The 19,735-nt window shown below is 69.0% G+C and carries 11 protein-coding genes and 1 pseudogene; 3 read left to right on the top strand and 9 right to left on the bottom strand.

Annotated features, from left to right (window positions below; translation table 11 throughout):
• Positions 1-475, bottom strand: a pseudogene (locus G6O54_RS34090) (hypothetical protein); the annotation flags it as partial.
• Positions 476-1,684: 1,209 nt separating this feature from the next.
• Between G6O54_RS34090 and G6O54_RS34085 the strand changes: the two are divergent.
• The 3 genes from G6O54_RS34085 (at position 1,685) to G6O54_RS34075 (ending at position 6,488) form a co-directional block, all read left to right on the top strand.
• Entirely contained in the window at positions 1,685-4,435 is a 2,751-nt protein-coding gene (locus G6O54_RS34085) for a circularly permuted type 2 ATP-grasp protein (protein ID WP_165234442.1), read from the top strand.
• Positions 4,432-5,352: a transglutaminase family protein gene (locus tag G6O54_RS34080; RefSeq protein WP_165234439.1), complete on the top strand. Its 921-nt coding sequence runs from the start codon at positions 4,432-4,434 to the stop codon at positions 5,350-5,352. Before G6O54_RS34085 ends, G6O54_RS34080 begins: the two co-directional genes overlap by 4 nt.
• A gap of 509 nt (positions 5,353-5,861) precedes the next feature.
• Positions 5,862-6,488 (top strand): PEP-CTERM sorting domain-containing protein, encoded by a 627-nt coding sequence (locus G6O54_RS34075; protein ID WP_165234436.1) that lies wholly within the window; start codon positions 5,862-5,864, stop codon positions 6,486-6,488.
• Between the two features lie 82 nt (positions 6,489-6,570).
• Here the strand turns inward: G6O54_RS34075 and rtcA are convergent, their stop codons facing one another.
• From rtcA to G6O54_RS34030, 8 genes are all read right to left on the bottom strand, one after another.
• Positions 6,571-7,644 (bottom strand): RNA 3'-terminal phosphate cyclase, encoded by a 1,074-nt coding sequence (rtcA, locus tag G6O54_RS34070; RefSeq protein ID WP_205679124.1) that lies wholly within the window; start codon positions 7,642-7,644, stop codon positions 6,571-6,573.
• Positions 7,645-7,888: 244 nt separating this feature from the next.
• Positions 7,889-8,911 carry a hypothetical protein gene (locus G6O54_RS34065; protein WP_165234433.1) on the bottom strand — a complete coding sequence of 341 codons (1,023 nt, stop codon included), beginning with the start codon at positions 8,909-8,911 and terminating at the stop codon, positions 7,889-7,891.
• A gap of 161 nt (positions 8,912-9,072) precedes the next feature.
• Entirely contained in the window at positions 9,073-11,994 is a 2,922-nt protein-coding gene (locus G6O54_RS34060; protein WP_165234430.1) for an HzsA-related protein, read from the bottom strand.
• Between the two features lie 204 nt (positions 11,995-12,198).
• The gene (gene nrfD, locus G6O54_RS34055) at positions 12,199-13,164 is read right to left on the bottom strand and encodes an NrfD/PsrC family molybdoenzyme membrane anchor subunit (RefSeq protein WP_165234427.1); all 966 of its coding nucleotides are present in this window, start codon (positions 13,162-13,164) and stop codon (positions 12,199-12,201) included.
• Position 13,165: 1 nt separating this feature from the next.
• Entirely contained in the window at positions 13,166-14,119 is a 954-nt protein-coding gene (locus G6O54_RS34050) for a 4Fe-4S dicluster domain-containing protein (RefSeq protein ID WP_165234424.1), read from the bottom strand.
• Positions 14,109-17,471: a formate dehydrogenase gene (fdh, locus tag G6O54_RS34045; RefSeq protein WP_439650299.1), complete on the bottom strand. Its 3,363-nt coding sequence runs from the start codon at positions 17,469-17,471 to the stop codon at positions 14,109-14,111. Before fdh ends, G6O54_RS34050 begins: the two co-directional genes overlap by 11 nt.
• Positions 17,472-17,485: 14 nt before the next feature.
• On the bottom strand, positions 17,486-18,292 hold the full coding sequence (gene fdhD / locus G6O54_RS34035; RefSeq protein WP_165234414.1) for a formate dehydrogenase accessory sulfurtransferase FdhD: 807 nt from the start codon (positions 18,290-18,292) through the stop codon (positions 17,486-17,488).
• 408 nt (positions 18,293-18,700) lie between these two features.
• Positions 18,701-19,552: a DUF5131 family protein gene (locus G6O54_RS34030; protein ID WP_165234411.1), complete on the bottom strand. Its 852-nt coding sequence runs from the start codon at positions 19,550-19,552 to the stop codon at positions 18,701-18,703.
• Between the last annotated feature and the right edge of the window lie 183 nt (positions 19,553-19,735).

The following is a 19,735-nucleotide window of genomic DNA, read 5'->3' as shown; positions in this document are numbered from 1 at the left end:
TGCTGGCGCGGCTCGCGGACCGAGCCGGCTCGCCCGGGCGGACGGCCGCGGACGAGCCACCGTTGCCCAGCACCTGCGCCGGCCCGGATGCTCCCGCCCCCGCGGCCTGCCCCGCGCCGGCGTGGGCCTTGCCGAGGCCGAGGCCGTCGGTGCCGTAACGGGCTTCCGCCGGCAGGGCGAGGTTCAGCCCGGCAAATGGCGCCTCCGCAACCGCTCGCCGAACCAGTTGCCCCGTGGGAGCCGCCTCGGTCCGGCGACCGGGCGAGCCGTGGCTCAGGGTCAGCGGGCTGGAACGGGTCACCGTCGTCGACACGTCCGGTCCCGGCACCGCGGCGACGGCCCGGGCCGTCGCCCTCGCCGTCAGCATCTGCCCCGAGCGGACCGCGCCGATCAGGCCCATGGGGACTCCCATGCTGAGCGCGAAGACGTTGATCGGCTCGGCGACCAGCGATCGCTCCTCGAGTCGGTCAAGCAACAAGCCCTTCAACGCAGGGGGGGGGGCGCAGACGATCCTTGCGCGCGAGGCGAGACCGGGCCATGGGACCTCCCAGGGACAAACCAGGTGCGATGGCTTGGGAGCGGTTCGGGAAGACGCTTCGGCACTGCGGCGTCGTCTTCGGGCCGTCGGGAGAGGGCGTTCCGGAGGCGGCGTGAATTGCGGCGGTATCGGACCAGGGTCATGAAACCGTCCGCCGAAAGCGAAAGCAATAGCAAATAACAGTCATCACCGATGGTTCCCATGGTTCGGTCCAAGCCCCCGACAGGCCTGGCGAGGGATCGGTTCAGCGGTCGACAGGGACTTGCGGGGAAGACGGTTACGCCGATTCGCGTCGATCGGCCGGTTGCTCCGATTGTTGGGGTTTCGCGGATTTCGTCGAAAACAACTTTCGAGAAATCCGGTCGGGACCGATCAGAAATCGCGAAACATGGCGCACTCTCTTTACAGGGAGTGTCGCGCCGCGGCCGGGGTGCGCGCGGTCCAGCTTGTTCGCCATGCCGTGAGGGCGGGGTTTTCAGGATGAGGAGGCACCCGAAACCGCCTGCTTTCAGGGTGGACTCGGAGGGGGGCGGGCGACGCCCGATGGGGGAGCCCTTGGAGGAGCAAGATCGGAGTAATCTCGCCTTCAAAGCCAATCCGAAATTCGACATTAAAGCTGAGCAGGAAAAGACTTGCGTCTGACATGTGTGATGATTGATGCGACGATCGAAGCCAATTTGGCAAGTCCCGGGAATGGGATCGGAGCGGGGTGGGATGAGCGAGCAGGCCGTTGCGCCGGACGAGCTTTGTTGACAGGCCAAGGCGGTCCCGTGGTATTCCACCACGGCCGCCCGGAGACTTTGCTTGCGTGCAAGGAGTGTGAAGATCGGCCTTCGCGATTGGGGATGGTGCTTACAAAGCCACTCTGAAGTTCGACATTAAATATTGTCGGGAAAAGGCTTGCGTAATGCATGTGTTATGATTGATGCGACGATCGAAGCCAATTTGGCAAGTCCCTGGGATGGGATCGGAGAGGGGTGGGATGAGCTGTCTGGGGTTGGGGGAGCCGGTTCTTTTGCTCGTGGAATCTGTCTCCCCGGGGGGCCGGATTTGTGGTAATAAGTGGATGATCAAGGGACTCGTCGAGCTTAGCCCTACCTCTGCCATCCCAACCCATCGCGTCTTCCGTCCTCGCGAGTACCGTTGATGCCAGCTCTCACGTCCGGAGCCGAGGTGCACGAGGAGTGGGCCGGCCATGGCCCCGGGGCCTCGGCCTGGGGGGCCTACGGCGGGATCGGGGGCTCCTATGACGAGGCGAAGGGCCCCGACGGCGAGGTCCGCGGCCACTGGAAGCCTTACATCGAGGCCGTGGAGAATCTCGGGATCGGGGAGGTCCGCCGCCGCTGGGAGGAATCCCAGGACCTGATCCGCCAGAACGGGGTCACGTACAACGTCTACGGCGACCCTCGGGGCATGGACCGGCCCTGGCAGCTCGACCCGATCCCCGTCCTGATCACGCCCGAGGAGTGGAGCCGGCTGGCGGAGGGGCTGGTCCAGCGGGCCCGGCTCCTCGACCTGATCCTGGCGGACATCTACGGGCCGATGCGGCTCCTCTCGCGCGGCTTCCTCCCCCCGGAGCTGGTCTTCGGCAATCCCGGCTTCCTCCACCCCTGCCACGGGCTCCAGGTGCCGATGAATCGCCGGCTCCACCTCTACGCCGTGGAGCTCGGCCGGGCGGCCGACGGCACGATCATGGTCCTGGGCGACCGCACCCAGGCCCCCTCGGGATCCGGCTACGCGCTGGAAAACCGGATCGTCCTCTCGCGGATGCTCCCGGACGTCTTCCGCGACTGCCGGGTGGAGCGGCTGGCGCCGTTCTTCCAGTCGGTCCGCGACCTGCTCCAGTCGATCGCCCCGCACAACCGGGACAACCCGCGGATCGTGCTCCTGACCCCAGGCCCCTACAACGAGACCTACTTCGAGCACGCCTACCTCGCCGGCTATCTCGGCTACACGCTGGTGGAGGGGGGCGACCTGCTGGTCCGGGGGAACCGGGTCTACCTGAAGCTGCTGGGGGGCCTCCAGCCGGTGGACGTGATCCTCCGCCGCCTGGACGACGACTACTGCGACCCGCTGGAGCTCCGCGGGCAGTCGTTCCTGGGCGTCCCCGGGTTGCTCCAGGTCCTCCGCGCCGGCAATGTCACGATGGCCAACGCCCTGGGGAGTGGGGTGGTGGAGACGCCCGGGATCCTCGCCTATCTGCCGGCGATCTGCCGCGAGGTGCTCGGCGAGGAGCTGAAGGTGCCGTGGGCCGAGTCGTGGTGGTGCGGCGAGCCGGTGGGGATGGGCCACGTCCTCTCCAAGCTCCCCCGGCTGGTGATCAAGCCGGCGTTCGCCCACCGCCGCTTCGAGCCGATCTTCGGCGACCGCCTCGGCCCGTCGCAGCTCCGCGAGCTGTCGGACCGGATCCGGGCCCGCCCCGGGGACTTCGTCGGCCAGGAGCAGGTGGAGCTGTCCTCGGTCCCGGTGATGGTCGGCGACCGGCTGGAGCCCCGCTATCAGACCATCCGCGTCTTCCTCGCGGCGCGGGAAGAGGGCTACGCGATCATGCCCGGGGGGCTGACGCGGGTCGCCTCGTCGGCCGACACCAAGGTCGTCACGATGCAGCGCGGGGGGGGGAGCAAGGACACCTGGATCCTCGCCGACGGCCCTGTGACCTCGTTCAGCCTGCTGCCTTCGCCGCACCGGTCGATCCGGCTCAGCCGGGCGGGGGGCGACCTGTCGAGCCGCCACGCCGACAATTTCTACTGGCTGGGCCGCTACGTCGAGCGGGCGGAGCAGGTCGTCCGGCTGCTCCGCGGCATCATCGCCCGCCTCACCGAGAAATCGGGCATGGTCGAGGTGCCGGAGCTCCCCCTGCTCCTGAAGGCGCTCACGACCCTGACCCAGACCTTCCCCGGGTTCCTCGAGGAGGGCGAGGCGTCGGTGGATCGGCCGGAGGAGGAGCTCCTCTCGGTGATCTTCGACCGCGAGCGGCCCGGCAGCCTCTCGTCCACGCTGGCCATGCTCCAGCGGGTCGCCGCCAAGGTCCGCGACCGGATCTCCGTGGACATGTGGCGGACGCTGAGCCAACTGATGGTGGACCTGATGGCCAACCTCAACGCCATGGCCGCCTCGGCCCTGGCCGACGGCGAGGAGGAAGGCGACGGCCCCCGGCCCGACCTGGCGCCGACGGACTCCCGCGCCGTCCTCAGCGAGGTCCTCGAGATCCTCGACGCCGGCGTCAACCGGCTGGCGGCCTTCAGCGGGCTGGTCGCGGAGAACCTCACGCGGGGCCAGTCCTGGACGTTCCTCGACATGGGCCGTCGCCTGGAGCGGTCGCTCCAGACCTCCGGCCTGCTCCGAGGCATGCTGTCGGTCCAGGGCCGGGCCGAGAGCTGCGTCCTGGAGGCGCTGCTGGAGATCGCGGACAGCACGATGACCTATCGCCGGCGCTACCTGAGCACGCTCCAGGCGGCGCCCGTGCTGGACCTCCTGCTCGCCGACGAGACCAACCCGCGTTCGCTGGCGTTCCAGCTCGCGGCCCTGGCGGAGAGCATCGACCGCCTCCCCCGCGACCCCTCGCTCGCGGGACGGAGCGTCGAGCAGCGGCTCGTCCTGGCGAACCTCTCGGCCATCCGCCTGGCCGACGTGGACGCCCTGGCGAAGGCCGGCGAGGGGGGCCATCGCCCTCGCCTCGAGGATCTCCTCCGCAGGACGGAGGCCGATCTCCCGATCCTCTCCGAGGTCATCGCGGCCAGCTACTTCAGCCACCTCCAGACCTCGCGGCACCTCGGCAACCACGCGGCCGGGCCCCCGACCCCGACCCCGCCACCGATGCCGCCGCCGGCCGTCGGGCCGGAGGACCAGCCCGAGGCCGACGAGTCGATCGCGAAGGGACCGGCGCCCGGACCATGATCTACCGAGCCATCCATACGACGGTCTACGATTACGTGGAGCCGGTCTCGCTCTGCCACAACGTGGTCCACCTGACCGCGCGGAGCGGGCCCTGGCAGGCGAAGCTCTCCAGCGAGCTGCGGATCAGCCCCGCGCCGTCGGTGATGACCGAACGGATCGACTATTTCGGCAACACGGCCACGTTCGCGACGATCGGCGAGCCGCACCGCGAGCTCAGCGTGACGGCGATCAACGTGACCGAGATCACGCCGGAGGTCCTCCCCGAGCCCGATCGCACGCCCCCGTGGGAGTCGGTCCGCGACATGCTGCGGACCCCGGCCTCGCCGGATGCGCTGGCCGCCAGCCAGTTCGCCTTCGACTCCCCGTACGTCCCCACCGGGCCGGGCTTCGCCGAGTACGCCCAGCGATCGTTCCCGGCGGGCCGGCCGATCTACGAGGCCGTGCTCGACCTGACCCGGCGGATCTTCAAGGAGTTCCGCTACGACCCGACCGCCACGACGATCGCCACCCCGATCAAGGAGGTCCTCGAGCGCCGGCACGGCGTCTGCCAGGACTTCGCCCACCTCCAGATCGGCTGCCTGCGGTCGCTCGGACTGGCCGCCCGGTACGTCAGCGGCTACCTGGTGACGCGGCCCGTGGACGCCACCGGCCGCCCCGACGTCGTGGGCGCGGAAGCCTCCCACGCCTGGCTCTCGTTCTTCTGCCCCGGCTTCGGCTGGATCGACATCGACCCCACCAACAACCAGGTGCCCTACGACCGCCACATCGTCCTGGCCTGGGGACGCGACTACGACGACGTCAGCCCCATCAAGGGCGTCATCCTCGGCGGCGGCAACCACACCGTCAAGGTCACCGTGGACATCCTGGCGCTCCCCGACGGCGAGGCCGGGGTGCCCGTCACGATCGCGGAAGATTAACCACAGAGGCACGGAGGGCACAGAGAAGAGAATACGAAGAAGACCGACGGACGGGAGGGATTGCATTTTGTAGGAGCCGGCTCCGCCCGGCGACCGGGTGAGCCTGCGCCCGTCGCCGGACCCTCCCTCCGAACGGGAATCGGCGGCGAGGGCTATCACGATCAGGCCGGCGACCGTCGGCCTGACGGCACATGGAATGAGCCTGGTACGCGCCCATTTCGTAGCAGGCACATTCCATGTGCCGTGGCGCGTCCGGCTCGGACGTCAGGGATCGCCTCCGGTCGGGTTCGGCCAGGAGAGTCCCATCGGTCCTGCACGGTTTCGGAGCCGTTGAGATGAAAGCACCCGACGGGGGATGCCGCCCTCCCACGTTCGTTTCGCAACGGCATCAAGATGAGCCAAAAGGTGGCGGTTGCGTGGACGAGGTCTTGACGATGCCCTATTAGACCAGTTTGATGAGTTCGCTTTCGACGACCGAAGCCCACGACGACGTCCTCAAGGAGAGCAACATGCAGCGCAGCCGCTTCCGGTTTCTCGCCCTCGTCACCCTGGCCCTGCTCGGCTCATCGGCTCGGGCCGGCAGCATGGTTTACGACTTCGCGAATTATCCCGACGTTCAAAATGGTTACAACATCTCGGGAGAGATCACGACCGATGGGACGACCGGGAAGATGACCAATACGAGCCACATCACGTCCTGGTGGTTCAAGATAACGGACAAGGATGGTGCCATCGCCGCATCTGGCTCGAGTTCCATTGGCGGATTCCTCCACTTCGGTCTGTTAATTTCTTCAGGTACTGACACGCCCACGATGGACGTCACAGCGGAGTCCATCAAACTGAAAGTGAATACCTTGATCCAGTTTAATTATACCGATCCTCAAAGTGGAAAGCGAAGCGAACTGGCGTGGTCCCGCAATAACGCCAACAACAACTTGCAGATCACCGGGATTGGTCCTGATCCTTATTCTCTGGATTCAGGGGACACTAAGCTTCTCTTCTATTACGATGGTCCTTACCCCGGTGCTGCCTCCCCGATCGCGGTCGCCGCGGTTCCGGAGCCCTCGTCGCTGGCCCTGTCCATCTGCGGCTGCCTGACCGGTCTGGTCGCCCTGGCTCGGAGACGCCAGCGGTAAGGTCCGGGAACGGGACGAGTTCCTCTTATGGACTCTGCGAAGGGTCCACGCCCACGGTTCACCGGCGAGATGACGGATCGTCCTACGCGATCGTCACCCGCGCCGGGACCCCTCGATCGCTGGACTCCTCGATGGTGATCTCGCGATCGAGGAACTGGCGGATGGTGGCCGCGTTGGTGCGGAGGTGCTCGGTGACGATGTTGACGGAGTAGCTCGAGGGGCCGTCGGCCAGGGCCAGGGGCAGGAGGACCTGGTCGGCGGAGTGCGGATCCATGGCGGCGGGCTCGACGGCCTCGAAGTCGAGGAGCTCTTCGACGGCCTCGTCGGCGACCGCCTCCGCCGGCTTGCCGCGCTCGCCCAGGCCGACGAACGTGGCGGGGACGGCGTCCTGGTGCTCCGCCCAGATGGCGATGGCGGCCCCCTGGCCGGGACCCGGCCAGCGGACGACGTCGATCTCGATGTCCGAGTTCAGGCCGGAGTCGTCGAGCTGCATGAGGGCCCGGTCGCGGATCCGCGCGGCGATGTCGTCGCGGAGGTTGCAGACGCCGGCCACGCCCCGGATCCGCCGCATCCGGCCGCGGTCCGGGATCGCCTTCGCCGCGGGCCGCCCCGGCTCGATCCAGGCGTCCAGCCGGCCTCCGCCGCGCGGGTAGAAGCCGGCCGCCGGCATCGCCAGCGAGACCGACAGGCCGAGCCGCGACATGTGGGCCCGCCAGGTTTCATCGAGGAACGGGAAGGCCGGCGCCTTGGGGTTGAATGTCCCGCCGTTGATCACCACGCGGACGGCCGACTCGGCACGCATCGCCAGCGGCAGGTGGAGCGTCTGGAGCACCAGCGCGGCCGATCCCGCCGTGCCGATGTCGAGCTTCATGTCCCGAGCCGCGTACGGCCGGGGCCGGAAGACCAGCTCCCGCGAGCCGACCTCGGCGCCGACGACCTCGCCGCCGAGCTGCGCGGCGGCCTCCACGGCCTTCAGGTGCTGCGGCCGCAGGCCCGGCTTGTCCCGGTTGGCCCGGATCTTCGTCATCCGGAAGCCCCGCCCGGTCAGCAGCGACAGCGACAGCGCGGTGCGGAGGATCTGGCCTCCCCCCTCGCCGCGCGAGCCGTCGATGACGACCGGCGAATCGTTTCCGGACGGTTCCGAAGGACTGGACACGGGCGATGGACCTCCCGGCCGGCCGTGCCTCGGCCGCCGCTTCCATAATACCCGAACCGGCGCGGGAAGGGACTCGTGACCTCCGTGCGTGAACCATCGCCGGGGCTCGCGACCCGGCCCCGGCCCGGGGAGGATCATGTCCGCATCGTCACCTCGTGGCTGCCCGTCCATGGCGCATCCTTCCCTCGCCGCCGCGATCGACTCGCGGCCTCATCCGTGGATCACCGAGCCCTCATCCCCGGGTCTAGTGGGCCGTCGCCGCTGCTCCGCCGGTCCGGACGACCGCCGGGTCCTTGGTCGCCGGATCGCCGGCCCTGGGTTTCGCCGCCGTGGTCTTGCCGGCCGCGGCCGCGAGCCGGTCCAGGAGGCCGCCGGGCTCCGGCCGGTCGGTGCGCGCGACCTTGTCGGCGGGCGTGCCGAGCTGGTTCCGCGCGGCCCAGATCAGGACGAGCTTCTGCCGTCGCAGGTCCGAATGGGCCTCGGAGCGGGTGAAGAAGAAGCCGCCCAGGCTCCGCGACTGTTCCGGGAAGCAGCCCAGCACCACGACCTGGTCGGGCCCGACTTCCAGCGTCGCGGCCATGTCCTGGAGCATCTCCTCCTCCTGGCCGTCGGTGATCTTGAACTCCTGGGGCGCGTACGAGGCGGAGCTGGTCATCGGCTGGTACGACCGTCGGACCGCGCCGTGGTGGAGCTCCGGGGTGAATCGGAGCGAGACCCCGTCGGTCCCCTGATGATTCGCGATGACGCGGAAGTAGCCGCTGACCGTCTGATAGTCCTTGCCGTAGGGATGACTCTGGCGGTTCAGGAGCAAGCTGACCTGGTCCGCGGTGTCCGTGACACTGATCAGCGTCGAGTCGCCGTCGTCCAGGTAGAAGCTCGTGGGTTCGACCTTGTGAGGTGGCGGGGCGTTCAGGATCGTATCGATGGCGCGCGGGATCTCGCCCGTGATCCGGCCCAGCCGCAGGCCGTTGACCTCGAGCGCCCGCCGCGTCTCGGGCGGCAGGACCTGCTCGTCGGCGGACTTCCAGACGACGTCGTTGAGGGCCTCGTCGCGGGACGGCCGGTCGAGGATCGCCACCCGGATCTGGCATTTCTTCGGCTCGATGATCTGCCCCGGCTGACCGTGGCCGATCCGGCCGAAGAGGTTCTCCGGGCGGAGCTGATCCTTGTTCGGGTTGCAGCCGCCGAGCCCGAGCAGGGCGCAGCCCGCGACGCAGGCGAGGGCCGACAGTCCGGCGGCGAGCCACGATGGCCGCTTCGAGCACATGGGGCGGAGTCCTTTCCGCGGCAACTCGAAGGTTCACGATCCCGTCACGTTCCTTGACGATCGTTCGAGGGCGGATGTGCGGGGAGTCTAGGCGAGCCGGGCCAGTCCGTCAACGCGAAGTCCGTGGATCAGAACGCCAGAACGCCGAACGCTCGGATGACTCAATGGACCCCACCTTGTCCCTTGTCCGCGACCACCGACGCCGACTTCGGCCGGTCGAGCCGGAACGTGTAATCCGGCCAGAGCGGGCAATTCAGGTCGATCCAGCAGGTGATCCGATGCCGCTCGTCGGCCGTCAGCGTGGTGCCATGGTGGCCGCCCGGGGCCTCGAGCGTCTTCCAGAGGCGGCTTTGCAGGGTCCCGAAGGTCCGGGGCGCCGCCTTCTCGTGCTCGCGGCCCCAGGTGAGGTCGAAGTGGTGGACCCAGCCGCCCTGGATCAGGGTCCGGTACGAGGCCGGGATCCGGTCCGCGTCGAGCGTCCCGGCCAGGTTGAGGCCATTTGTCGCCCCGGCATCATGGCACGAGACGCAGCGGCGATCCCAGACCGGCTGGACGACCCGCTCGTACGAGAAGGGGCCGGCGCCCCACGACGGCGGCTCGGGGACGCTCGGCGCCTTGGCCATCGCCCGCGGCAGGGCCGGGCGGCTCGCGGGGGCGTCGGTGCGGTGCTCGTGGCAGCCGACGCAGCCGCGACGCTCGCCGGGCTGGAGCTGGACGACGCTCCGCATCCGCTGGAGCTCGTTCCGGTCGCCGTCGAGGGCCTGGAAGTACAGCACCTTCCCCGCGGGCGCGACGAACCGGGCGGAGCCGTCCGGCTCCACGGGCACCGTGCCGACGACGGCCTTCGCCACGTAGCTCGGCCAGCCGTTCGGGCCGGTGACCAGGTGAGTGGGCGACGCGTAGAAATCCTGGAAGGCCTCGTGATCGTCGCGGTAGGATCCGTCGGCCTTGCGCTCGAGCTCGGATCGGACCTCCTCGCAGATCCGGAGATAGCGGACCGAGCCCCGGGCCACCGCCGGCTCGAGCCCGCGATAGACGTCCGCCAGGAAGAACTCGCCGCGCGGCTCGTCGCCGGCGAGCCTTTCCAGTCCGGGATTCGGCTCCTCCGCCGGGATCACCGGCGGCTTCGGCCTGGGCCGCAAGGGGGTGGGGCTCATGCTGCCGATCGTGGGATCCAGGTAGAGCAGCTCCCGATTGCCGTAGCGGTCGATCGCGTAGAGGCCGAAGACGTCGCCGGGCGCGTGGCTGACCAGGATCAGGTCCCGGGAGATCGGGCTTGGGTCGCGGAAGCACTCGCGGGCGGCCCACTCCATGTGATAGCGGGGGCGGACGTCGGGCGTGATGTTGGTGACCGCGTCGGCCCGGAACGGCCCGGCCGCCGCGTCGATCAGGCCGATCGGGCCGTTGTGGTCGCCGCCGTGCGAGAAGAGCGTGCAGCAGACCTCGGCGCCGTCGGGGACGTCATGGGCATTGACGTAGCAGTTCCGCGTATTGTTGCCGAAGAGGAGGGTCGGATTGGTGCCGTCGGGGCGGATCAGCCAGAGGGTATGGCCGAAGTCGGCCCCCTTGTCCAGGTACTCCGACCGCGTCCAGAGGATCTGCCCGTCGCGATGGACCGTCGGCGCCCACTCGCTCAGGTTGGCGTGGGAGAGGGCCCGGATGCTCTCTGGCCGTCCGTCCGCGTCCATCGCGAAGAGGACGAACGCCTGGGGCCGCCAGCAGAGGAACCGCGCCCGGCAGCGGGTGGAGATGAACGCGAGCCGGCCGTCGGGCAAGGGACAGGGATAATCGTCGTGGAACGGCCCCGACGTGAGCTGCCGCGCCGGGCCGCCCGAGGCGTCCATCGCCCGCAGGTGCCAGAACGACTCCTCCTTTCGCTCGGCCCCGCCCGGCCGGTAGGCGAAGTAGATCGTCCTCGCGTCGAAGTCCGCGACCGGATCGCGGGCGATCCCCTCGGGGGACGCGAAGAGCGTCGTGACCGTGCCCGAGGCCGGATCGAGGCGGCCATCCCGCGTCGGGATGTCCAGCCGGCAGATCCCGCCGCCGGCCCGGAACGTGGAGTCGAGGATGTCGCTATAATTATGCGACGACGCGAACGGATGCCGCTTGACGAAGAGGATCCGCGAGAGGCCCGACGCCAGCTCCGGGTCGCGGAGGAAGAGTCGGCGTTTGGCGACCCGGATGTCCAGGTAAAGGGCCTCCTCGGCGTCTGGATCCTCCGGTTTCAGGGCATTCCGCCGACCGTCCAGGCTGGCGATCTCGCCCCGCTCCCGGGCCACGTCCAGCCCCTTCGCCGCCAGCCGGTCCGCGAGTTCGCGCATCAGGCGGAGATTCCGGCCGATCGGGTCGAGCTCCGCCAGGGCCTTCCAGTAGGGCGGCCCGCCCGGGATCGCGGGCCGGTCCGCCTTCCAGGGCGAGAGCGCATCGTCGCGCGAGGCCGTGGCCCACGTGTCCCGCTCGCAGAGGAAGGCGTACCGCAGCAGGGCATCCCAGGAGAGCGGCGAGGGGATGACTCTGGGCGCGTCGTCCGAAACGACCTCCCGGAGGGTCGACCAGCCGCGGCCATCCAGGGATGTCCGGATTTCGGCCCGTCCGATCCGACGATCGCGGTACGTGCCCGTCCGATCTCGCGAAAGCACCACGCGAGCGATCATCGCCGCCGCCGGCAGCTCGACCTGGACCCATTCCTCGCCGGTCGTCGCGGCCACCCAGCCGTGGTCGTTGCCATAGCGGCCGTCGTTGAGGTTCTCCGGCCGGTGGATCGCGTAGCCGGCGATCGTCGACGACGCCGACGCGACCGCCCCGGCCCCCGCCCTCGCCAGGTTCGACGTCCCGTCCGGACCGTAGACCTCGACCTCGTCGAGGCTGGCCGCCCCCTCAGCACAGGACCTGATCACGACGCGGACGAACCGCGCCCGCGTCGGCGGGACCTCGATCGCGTTGGCCCGATCGGGCTGATAGCGGATGCGACCCGGAGCGGGCCGGTTGACCGTCCCCGCAGCGTCCCCCGCCGCGCACGTCCCGGCGAGCCACAGCCCCGCGATGACCTCGGCCACGAACACGGACAGTATCCTCGATTTCATAGCCAACCTCCGTCAAGCAGGAGGGGAGATCGCACCGCGATGACCCGATCGCGGGCGTCATCCGCGCGAACGCATGGCGACGTCGTCATCGGCGTCGTGGTGGTGTGGTGTGGAGGCGAGTTCGAGGCGGATCGTCTCACGGCCAGTCAGGAGGGAGCCGGGAGCCTTCGCCGAGGCCGTCGCCAACTGTTGCTATACCTCAATTCACGACGCGGGTCCAGTGGTCGGGGAATAGTGGCCCGAGGCCCCAGCGGGGGTCTGCCCCCGCCTTTCCTGCGACGCGTGCGGGATCTCGAGGAACCGGGCCCGTGCGGCCAGGCTGCCCAGCAGCACGAGAGACGCGGCGATGAGGGTCGACGCGGCACCGTCGGCCAGGAGCAGGATGAGCCAGGGTGCCAGCGTCCCCCCGGCGACGATCAACGCCGTGACCAGGTCAATCTGGCGCCGGGTGTAGAGTCGCGCGAGCGTCCCCCGGATCTCCCGGAAGACCAGGGCCGTCGGGATCAGGCTGACCGGCAGCAGCACGACGGCGACGCCCCGGAAGGCGGCGGCGGCCCGCTCCTCGCCCCTCAGCGTTGCGAGGACGAGGATCTGCACGCAGCCCAGCAGCGCCGCCGAGTTGGCCATGAAGCCGCCCAGCCAGCGGGCGTCCTTCCAGCCCGGCTGGGAACTGGTGCTGAAGAGGACCCCCTTGTAGGCGACCGAGCCGAAGGCCGGCAGCAGGGCGAGGACCACCGACGCCGTCCTCGCCCCCTCCAGCAGCGTCGACCAGGCGGGGAGCAGCTCCAGCCACTCGACCAGCTCGATCCCCACGATCAGGCCCAGCGGCATGGAATACGCGGTGAGGCTCCACGTCCCCAGCGACATCGGCGAGCTCGGCTTGAAGATCCGGAGCATGTGATGGAACCGGAGCGGGTCGCCCAGGTCGAGGACCAGCAGCAGGAGATCGGCCATCAGCCAGGCCAGCGCGACCGGATACGCCGCCCGGGCCGCGGGGCCGAGCACCCCGGGGAACCCCAGGTCGGCCACCGCGGCGAACAGGTAGAGGCCCGTCGTCAGGCTGTTCAGGAGCACGTCCCACACGACCAGCCCATGCCAGCCCGGGACCTTGGTCACGTCCCGGTCCGCATAGCCGGGCACGATCGCGCGGGGCCTGTCCTCGTCCCGCATCTCACACCCCCCGCAGGAAGAGGACCGCGAGGATCAGGGCGATCGTCGCGACCGCGGAGAGCGAGGTCCGGACGTGATCCCCGACCAGGTGATTCCACGGGTTGCACGGCGACTCCGGCAGCCCGTAGACCGTCGGATGATCGACGAGCAGGTAGAACGAATGGAGCGCGGAGTAGGTCTCCGTGGGCACGTCGCCGTAGAGGTAAGCCCCGGCAACGCCCCGTTCGTGGAGATCCTCGACCCGCCTCCGCGCCCGCTCGCGGAGCTCGTCGATCGGCCCGAACTGGATCGATTGCGTGGGGCAGGCCTTGGCGCAGGCCGGGACCAGGCCGTCCTTCTGGCGGTCGTAGCAGAGCGTGCACTTGTGGGAGTGGCCGTCGAAGTCGCTCCGGGTGATCACCCCGAACGGGCAGGACGCGATGCAGTACGAGCAGCCGTTGCAGATATCTCCCTGGATGTAAACGTTGGCGAACTCGTTGTAGACGATCGCCCCCGTCGGGCAGGCGTGCTGGCAGGGCGCGGCGACGCAGTGCTTGCAGACGTCGCTCATCATCAGCCAGCGGCCGGCGCCACCCCCGCCGAGCAGCTCGTCGATGGTCAGCTCCCGGCTCGTCGCGGCCGCGTCGTGGTCCACGCGCGGCTCGGTTGCGGAGAACTGCTCGATGAACTTGACGTGCCGCCAGGTCGTCGCCGAGAGCTCGGCCGTGTTGTCGTAGCTGTTGCCCGTCCATTCGAGGCTGTCCGCCGCGAGCTGATTCCACTGCTTGCAGGCGACCTCGCAGGCCTTGCAACCGATGCAGACCGTGGTGTCGGTGTAGAAGCCGGTCGAGGGCCGCGGTTCGACCTTGCCGTGGCGGAATGGATCGATGAGGCGGCGGAGAATCGCGGCGAGCGGCCCGATGGGCGGGTCGCTCGCCTGGTGGAGTTGGCCCAGCTCGAGCTCGCTAATGCCCATGCGTGAAATTCCCCTCCGGTTGGGCCGAGTCCGGCGTGCCGGGGATGGGCCTGCGATCGGGCCAGGTCACGAAGGCCGCGGTCGGCCGGAGCTTGGCGACGCGGCCGCGCACGGGCTCGACCTGGCAGGCGAACGACTTCCCCTCGTGCATGCTCGTGTTCTGCTCGCAGACCAGCGAGGTCAGGTCGTTGGCGTTGGCGCCGACGACCAGCCCGGAGAACCCCCAGTGGAACGGCAGGCCCACCTGGTGGACAACCCTGCCGTCGACGTCGAGCGGGCGCAGCCGGCGGGTCACCATGGCGCGGGCCTCGATGCGGCCGCGCGCGGTGCGGACCGCGAGCCAGCCGCCGTGGACGATCCCGCGCTCGGCCGCCAGCTCGGGGCTGAGCTCGACGAACATCTCCGGCTGGAGCTCGCAGAGCCAGGAGTTGAACCGGCTCATCGGGCCGCTCAGGTAATGCTCGGTGAGGCGGTAGGTCGTGGCCACCACCGGGAACTCGTCCTCGGGCGTTCGAACCAGGCGGTTGCGGGGGCCCGGGAAGAGCCGCACGCCGGGCGTGCACATGTGGCCGGGATAGAGCAGGTTGGGGACCGGCGACTCGATGGGCTCGTAGTGCGTCGGCAGCGGGCCGTCCTTGACGCCGTAGGGGGCGAAGAGCCAGGCGACGCCGTCGGGCTTGAGGATGAACGGGTCGTCGCCGGCGATGCCCTGCATCCCCGTGGCCCCGGCCGGCGGCCGGTAGTCGGGCGGCTTGGTCGGCTCGAAGTCGGGCTGATCCGCGCCCTCCCAGCGGCCCGCTTCGGCGTCCCACCAGATCAGCTTCTTCCGCTCCGACCAGGGCCGGCCCTCGGGATCGGCCGAGGCCCGGTTGAAGAGGACGCGGCGGTTGCCCGGCCAGGCGAATCCCCAGTCCGGCTCCAGCGGATTCGCCGAGCGGTTGCGCTCGCGCGCCCGGTTGCGGCCGGGCTCGGGGAAGACCCCGCTGTAGATCCAGAGGCCGCAGGCCGTGGAGCCGTCCCCCTTCAGCTCGGAGGAGCCGGACAGCAGCCGCGGCCGCCCGGTCCGGGGATCGACCTCGTCGAGCCTGAATCCGTTCATCTCCATCAGGATCTTCTCGGCGTCCGGATCGTCCGTGATCCGGCTGGTCGACCCGTCCGGCAGCCGCGGGGGTTCCTGGTAACCGTAGTCCCAGGTGAGGCTCAGGATCGCCCGGTCCTTCGGGTCGGTCGAGCCCGCGTAGAGCGCCTTCAGCCGCCTCCCCAGGTTGTAGACGTACCACGCATCGGAGCGGCAATCGCCCGGCGGGTCGATCGCCCGGTCGTGCCACTGGAGCAGCCGCTGGGTGTTGGTCAGGGTCCCGTCCGCCTCCGGATTGGCCGCGGCCGGGAGCAGGAAGACCTCGGTGCCGATCTCCGACGGCGGCGGCCCGCCCGGGTCGTTCTTCCAGAAGGTGGCGCTCTCGGTCGGGAACCAGTCGGCCACGACGAGCCATTCCAGGTTCCGCAGCCCGGCGCGGTGCAGCCCCGCGTTCAGGCCGCCGCCGCCGGGATTCTGGCCGAAGAGGAAGTAGCCCTTCAGCTCCCCCTTCGCCATCCGGTCGAACGTCGGCAATTGCGAGTGGTCGCGCTCGATCCGCGGCAGCCAGTTGTAGCCGAAGTCGTTCTCCGGCCGGGCGTCGTCGCCGTACCACGCCTTGAGCAGGCTGACGATGTACGATCGCATGTTGGACCAGAGCCCGACGGTCGTCCCGTCGTTGGCGGCGTACGACTCGAGCGAGTCGTGGACCCCCTCCGCCGAGGGCTGGGGCAGGTAGCCGGGGAGGACGTCGTAGAGCGTCCCGACGTCCGTCGACCCCTGGATGCTGGAATGGCCCCGCATGGCCAGGATGCCGCCCCCGGGCCGCCCGATGTTGCCGAGCAGGAGCTGCAGGATGCCGCCGGCCCGGATCATCTGCGCGCCCGCGGCGTGCTGGGTCCAGCCCAGCGCGTAGACCAGGACGCTCGTCCGCTCGCGCCCCGAGTTGGTCCCCAGGAGCTCGGCCACGCCCTTCAACTGTTCCGGGGTGCAGCCGCAGATGTTCGAGACCATCTCCGGCGTGTACCGGGAGAAGTGGCGCCTGAGGATCTGGAAGACGCAGCGGGGGTGCTGCAAGGTCGGGTCGCGCGCCGGCGGGCCGCCGTCGCACCCGGCCACCAGGCCCGACCTCGACCCGGAATGCGGCCGTGGGCCGCCGTCGATGGCGTAGCCGTGGACCCCCTTGCGTTCCTCGCCCCCGAACCGCGGCCCGGCGAGCGGATCGCCGGCCTGTTCCTTGGGCGGTCCCGCGTGGTCGCCCGGCGTGCATTCGTAGCCCCAGCGCCCGTCCACCGCGTCGTAGGCGCCGGTCTCCGGGTCGATTCCGCTGAAGACGCCGCCCAGGTCCTCGGTGTCCTGGAATCCCTCGCGGATCAGGGTCGACGCGTTGGTGTAGTGGAGGACGTAGTCCCGGAACCAGAGGTCATGGGTCAAAATATAATTGATGATTCCGCCGATGAACGCGATGTCCGTCCCGGCCCGGATCGGGACGTGATGGTCGCAGAGCGCCGAGGTCCGCGAGAAGTGCGGATCGACGTGGATCAGCCTCGCGCCGCGCTCCTTCGCCTTCATCGGCCAGCGGAACCCCACGGGGTGGGCCTCCGCCATGTTCGAGCCGATGATCAGGATGCAGTCGCTGTTGACGACGTCTTGCATGAAGTTGGTGGCCGCGCCGCGGCCGAGCGAGGTGCCCAGACCGGGCACGGAGGCGGAGTGTCAAGTTCGGGCCTGGTTCTCGACCGAGACCACCCCGAGGCCCCCGCAGAAGAGCTTCTTGATCAGGTAGTTGTCCTCGATGTTCAGGGTGGCGCCGCCGAGCGTCCCCATGTTCCGGACCGAGTTCAGCGTGCGGCCCTGCTCGTCGCGGGCCGTGAAGTCGGCGTCCCTCGCCTCCTTGACGCGGCGGGCAATCCGGTCGAGCGCCCAGTCGAGCGATTTCGTCTCCCAGTCCGCCGAGTACGACGCGCGATAGAGCACGTTCTTCACGCGATGCGGATTGAGGGCCAGCAGCAGCGCATTGGAGCCCTTGGGGCAGAGCGTCCCCTCGTTGATCGGGCTCCGCGGGTCCCCCTCGATGTCGATGAGCTGGCCGTCCTTGGTGTAGAGGAGCTGGCTGCAGCCGACCGCGCAATACGGGCAGAGGCCGTTCGTGACCGTGGCCCCGCGGAGCCGCGAGGACTTCTCCGCCGACCGGCGGCTGAGGGCCTGGGCCTGCGGCCTCGAGGGCTCCGAACGCGAGTAACGCTGGAGGAAAGGCAGGATCGGAAGCTTGAACATATTCACCTCGCCGGTCATGCCGGGGCGCCGGCCGGGTCGATCCGGCCGGCGTCGGAGTACACGTTGAAGCGGGCGTCGCGGACGAAGCCGAGCAGCGTCATGCCGCATTCCCGGGCCAGGTCCACCGCAAGGCTGGACGGCGCCCCCACGGCCCCGAGCACCGGGACCCCGGCGATCGCCGCCTTCTGGACCAGCTCGAAGCTCACCCGGCCGCTGACCAGGATGATCCCGCGCGCCAGCGGGATCCGGCCGGCGAGCAGCTCGGCGCCGATCAGCTTGTCGAGCGCGTTGTGGCGGCCGACGTCCTCGCGGAGCGCGAGCAGATGGCCCTCTTCATCGAAGAGCCCCGAGGCGTGGATGCCCCCCGTCCGCGCGAAGGCGGACTGGCCGGCGCGGAGTGTCCTGGGCAGGCCGTGGACGAGCTCGGCGGAGAGCCTGGGGGACCCCTCGACGATCGGGTGCCGGCTCGCCACCCGGACCGCGGCGATCGATCGCTTGCCGCAGGCGCCGCAGCTCGACGAGACGAACGAGTGGCGATCCAGCCTGGCCGCATCCGGGACGACACCGGGCCGGAGCCTCGCCTCCACGGCGTTGATCGCGGTGCGCTCGATCCCCTCCAGGACCTCGACGCCGCCGATGATACCCTCGGTGAACAGGAACCCGGCCGCCAACTCGACGTCGTCGCCCGGCGTCCGCATCGTCACCGCGACCGAGATCGGCGCCGAGCCCTCGACAGGAGCCGCCAGGCGGATCTCCAGCGGTTCCTCGACGGAGAGCTCATCGGACGCGTGCTCGCAGTGCGAGCCCGTCACGCGGACCACCTCGGCCGTGGCGACGCCCGTCTTGTAGCAGATCTTGATCAGGGGTCCGCTCCTCGAGCGTCGATGCCGCCCCGGCGACCAGGTGATCGCCGCTCGCCTTCCGGCACGACCGGCGGGGTGAATCGGCTCGCAGCCATGCCCGTCATCTTATCGAGGCGGCCGGAGGATAAGTAGGATCCACTCGGAGGAACCGTGAAGGCTGGACATCAGCGAATTCGCCCCCTTCCGGCGGGATCACGGTTAAGCACACGGCCCATCCGCGCGGCCAGGGCGCATGGCGGCTTGATAAGGAACGGGGATTGTGCAAGAGGGTGAGCGTGACTACGTGAGTCGCTGGTTGTCTTTCCGCTCTCGACGCTGTGACCTCTATGCCGTGCCGACCCCCTCCGCCCTCCGGAAGAAGGCCGCTCAAGACAGCAACGCATGAAAGGGTGAGTTTTTCGACTCGTCAGCCGTTGCCGCATATTGACGTGCCCAACCTCGAGCCGTCTCAACCAGCCTTGAACGATCGTGGGTGGTCGGGGCAGCCTTTACTTGCCGTTCGGGCATGGCGTTGTACGTACGACCGTTGATTTCCCGCCCTAATACCGCCTTTCGTTGCCCACCCCACTGCTTGAAGAAGAACGCGACTCCTGCCGCCTCGCACTGATCGCGGATACTCAAGACCCAGCCGGGCTCCATCGGTCTAGCACCACGACCGCTCTCACCCCCGACGATCACCCAGTCGATGCCGCTCAGGTTGATCTCGCCGAGATCTTGCAGGAGAGGTTCGACGGAGAGAAAGCGGACCGACGCCGTTGTCTCGCGAAGAGAGTCAATTCGCGGCAGACCGAATTTCCGATCCTCGACGCTCACTCCCCACCAGACGTGTGGGAGTCGCCCGGCGAAAGAGAGCGGCCCGTTGAGTGCGTCCCGCATCTCCTCGGCACGTTTCGTCAGCACCTGATATGTATGCCAGTCGCCGAGCTCCATGACACGGCAAACCCGTTCCACGTACGAGAGCGGCACCCTCTCCTGGAAGAGGTCGCTCATCGAGTTCACGAACACGGTCTTTGGCGAGTGCCAGGTCAAGGGCTCGGGCAGCTTGTGCGGGACGAGTCTTAGATCGAATCCATGCTCGTAAGGATGGCCGGGAACGCCGCGAAATCGTTCGGCGAAGGTCTCGGCGTAGCAGTGCTTGCATCCGGTGCTGACTTTGGCGCAGCCACGTACGGGGTTCCATGTCGCGTCCGTCCATTCAATGGTTGACCGTGAGCTCATGACCCCTCCTTCTTGCCGTGGGCTTTCATGAATGTACAAAATGCCACGTCGCGACTCAAGGCTCGACTCCCGGTCCAGACGAATGTCGCATTCCATCACGTTGCGACGGAGGACGGTTATTTATCGTTGGAGGCAAAGGTATAGTAATTTGATGAGTGCTGGGACCAGGGGTTGAGAGCTTAG

This window comes from Aquisphaera insulae (assembly GCF_011064615.1).
Lineage (GTDB): Bacteria > Planctomycetota > Planctomycetia > Isosphaerales > Isosphaeraceae > Aquisphaera > Aquisphaera insulae.
This window is presented reverse-complemented; position numbering and strand designations above follow the sequence as displayed.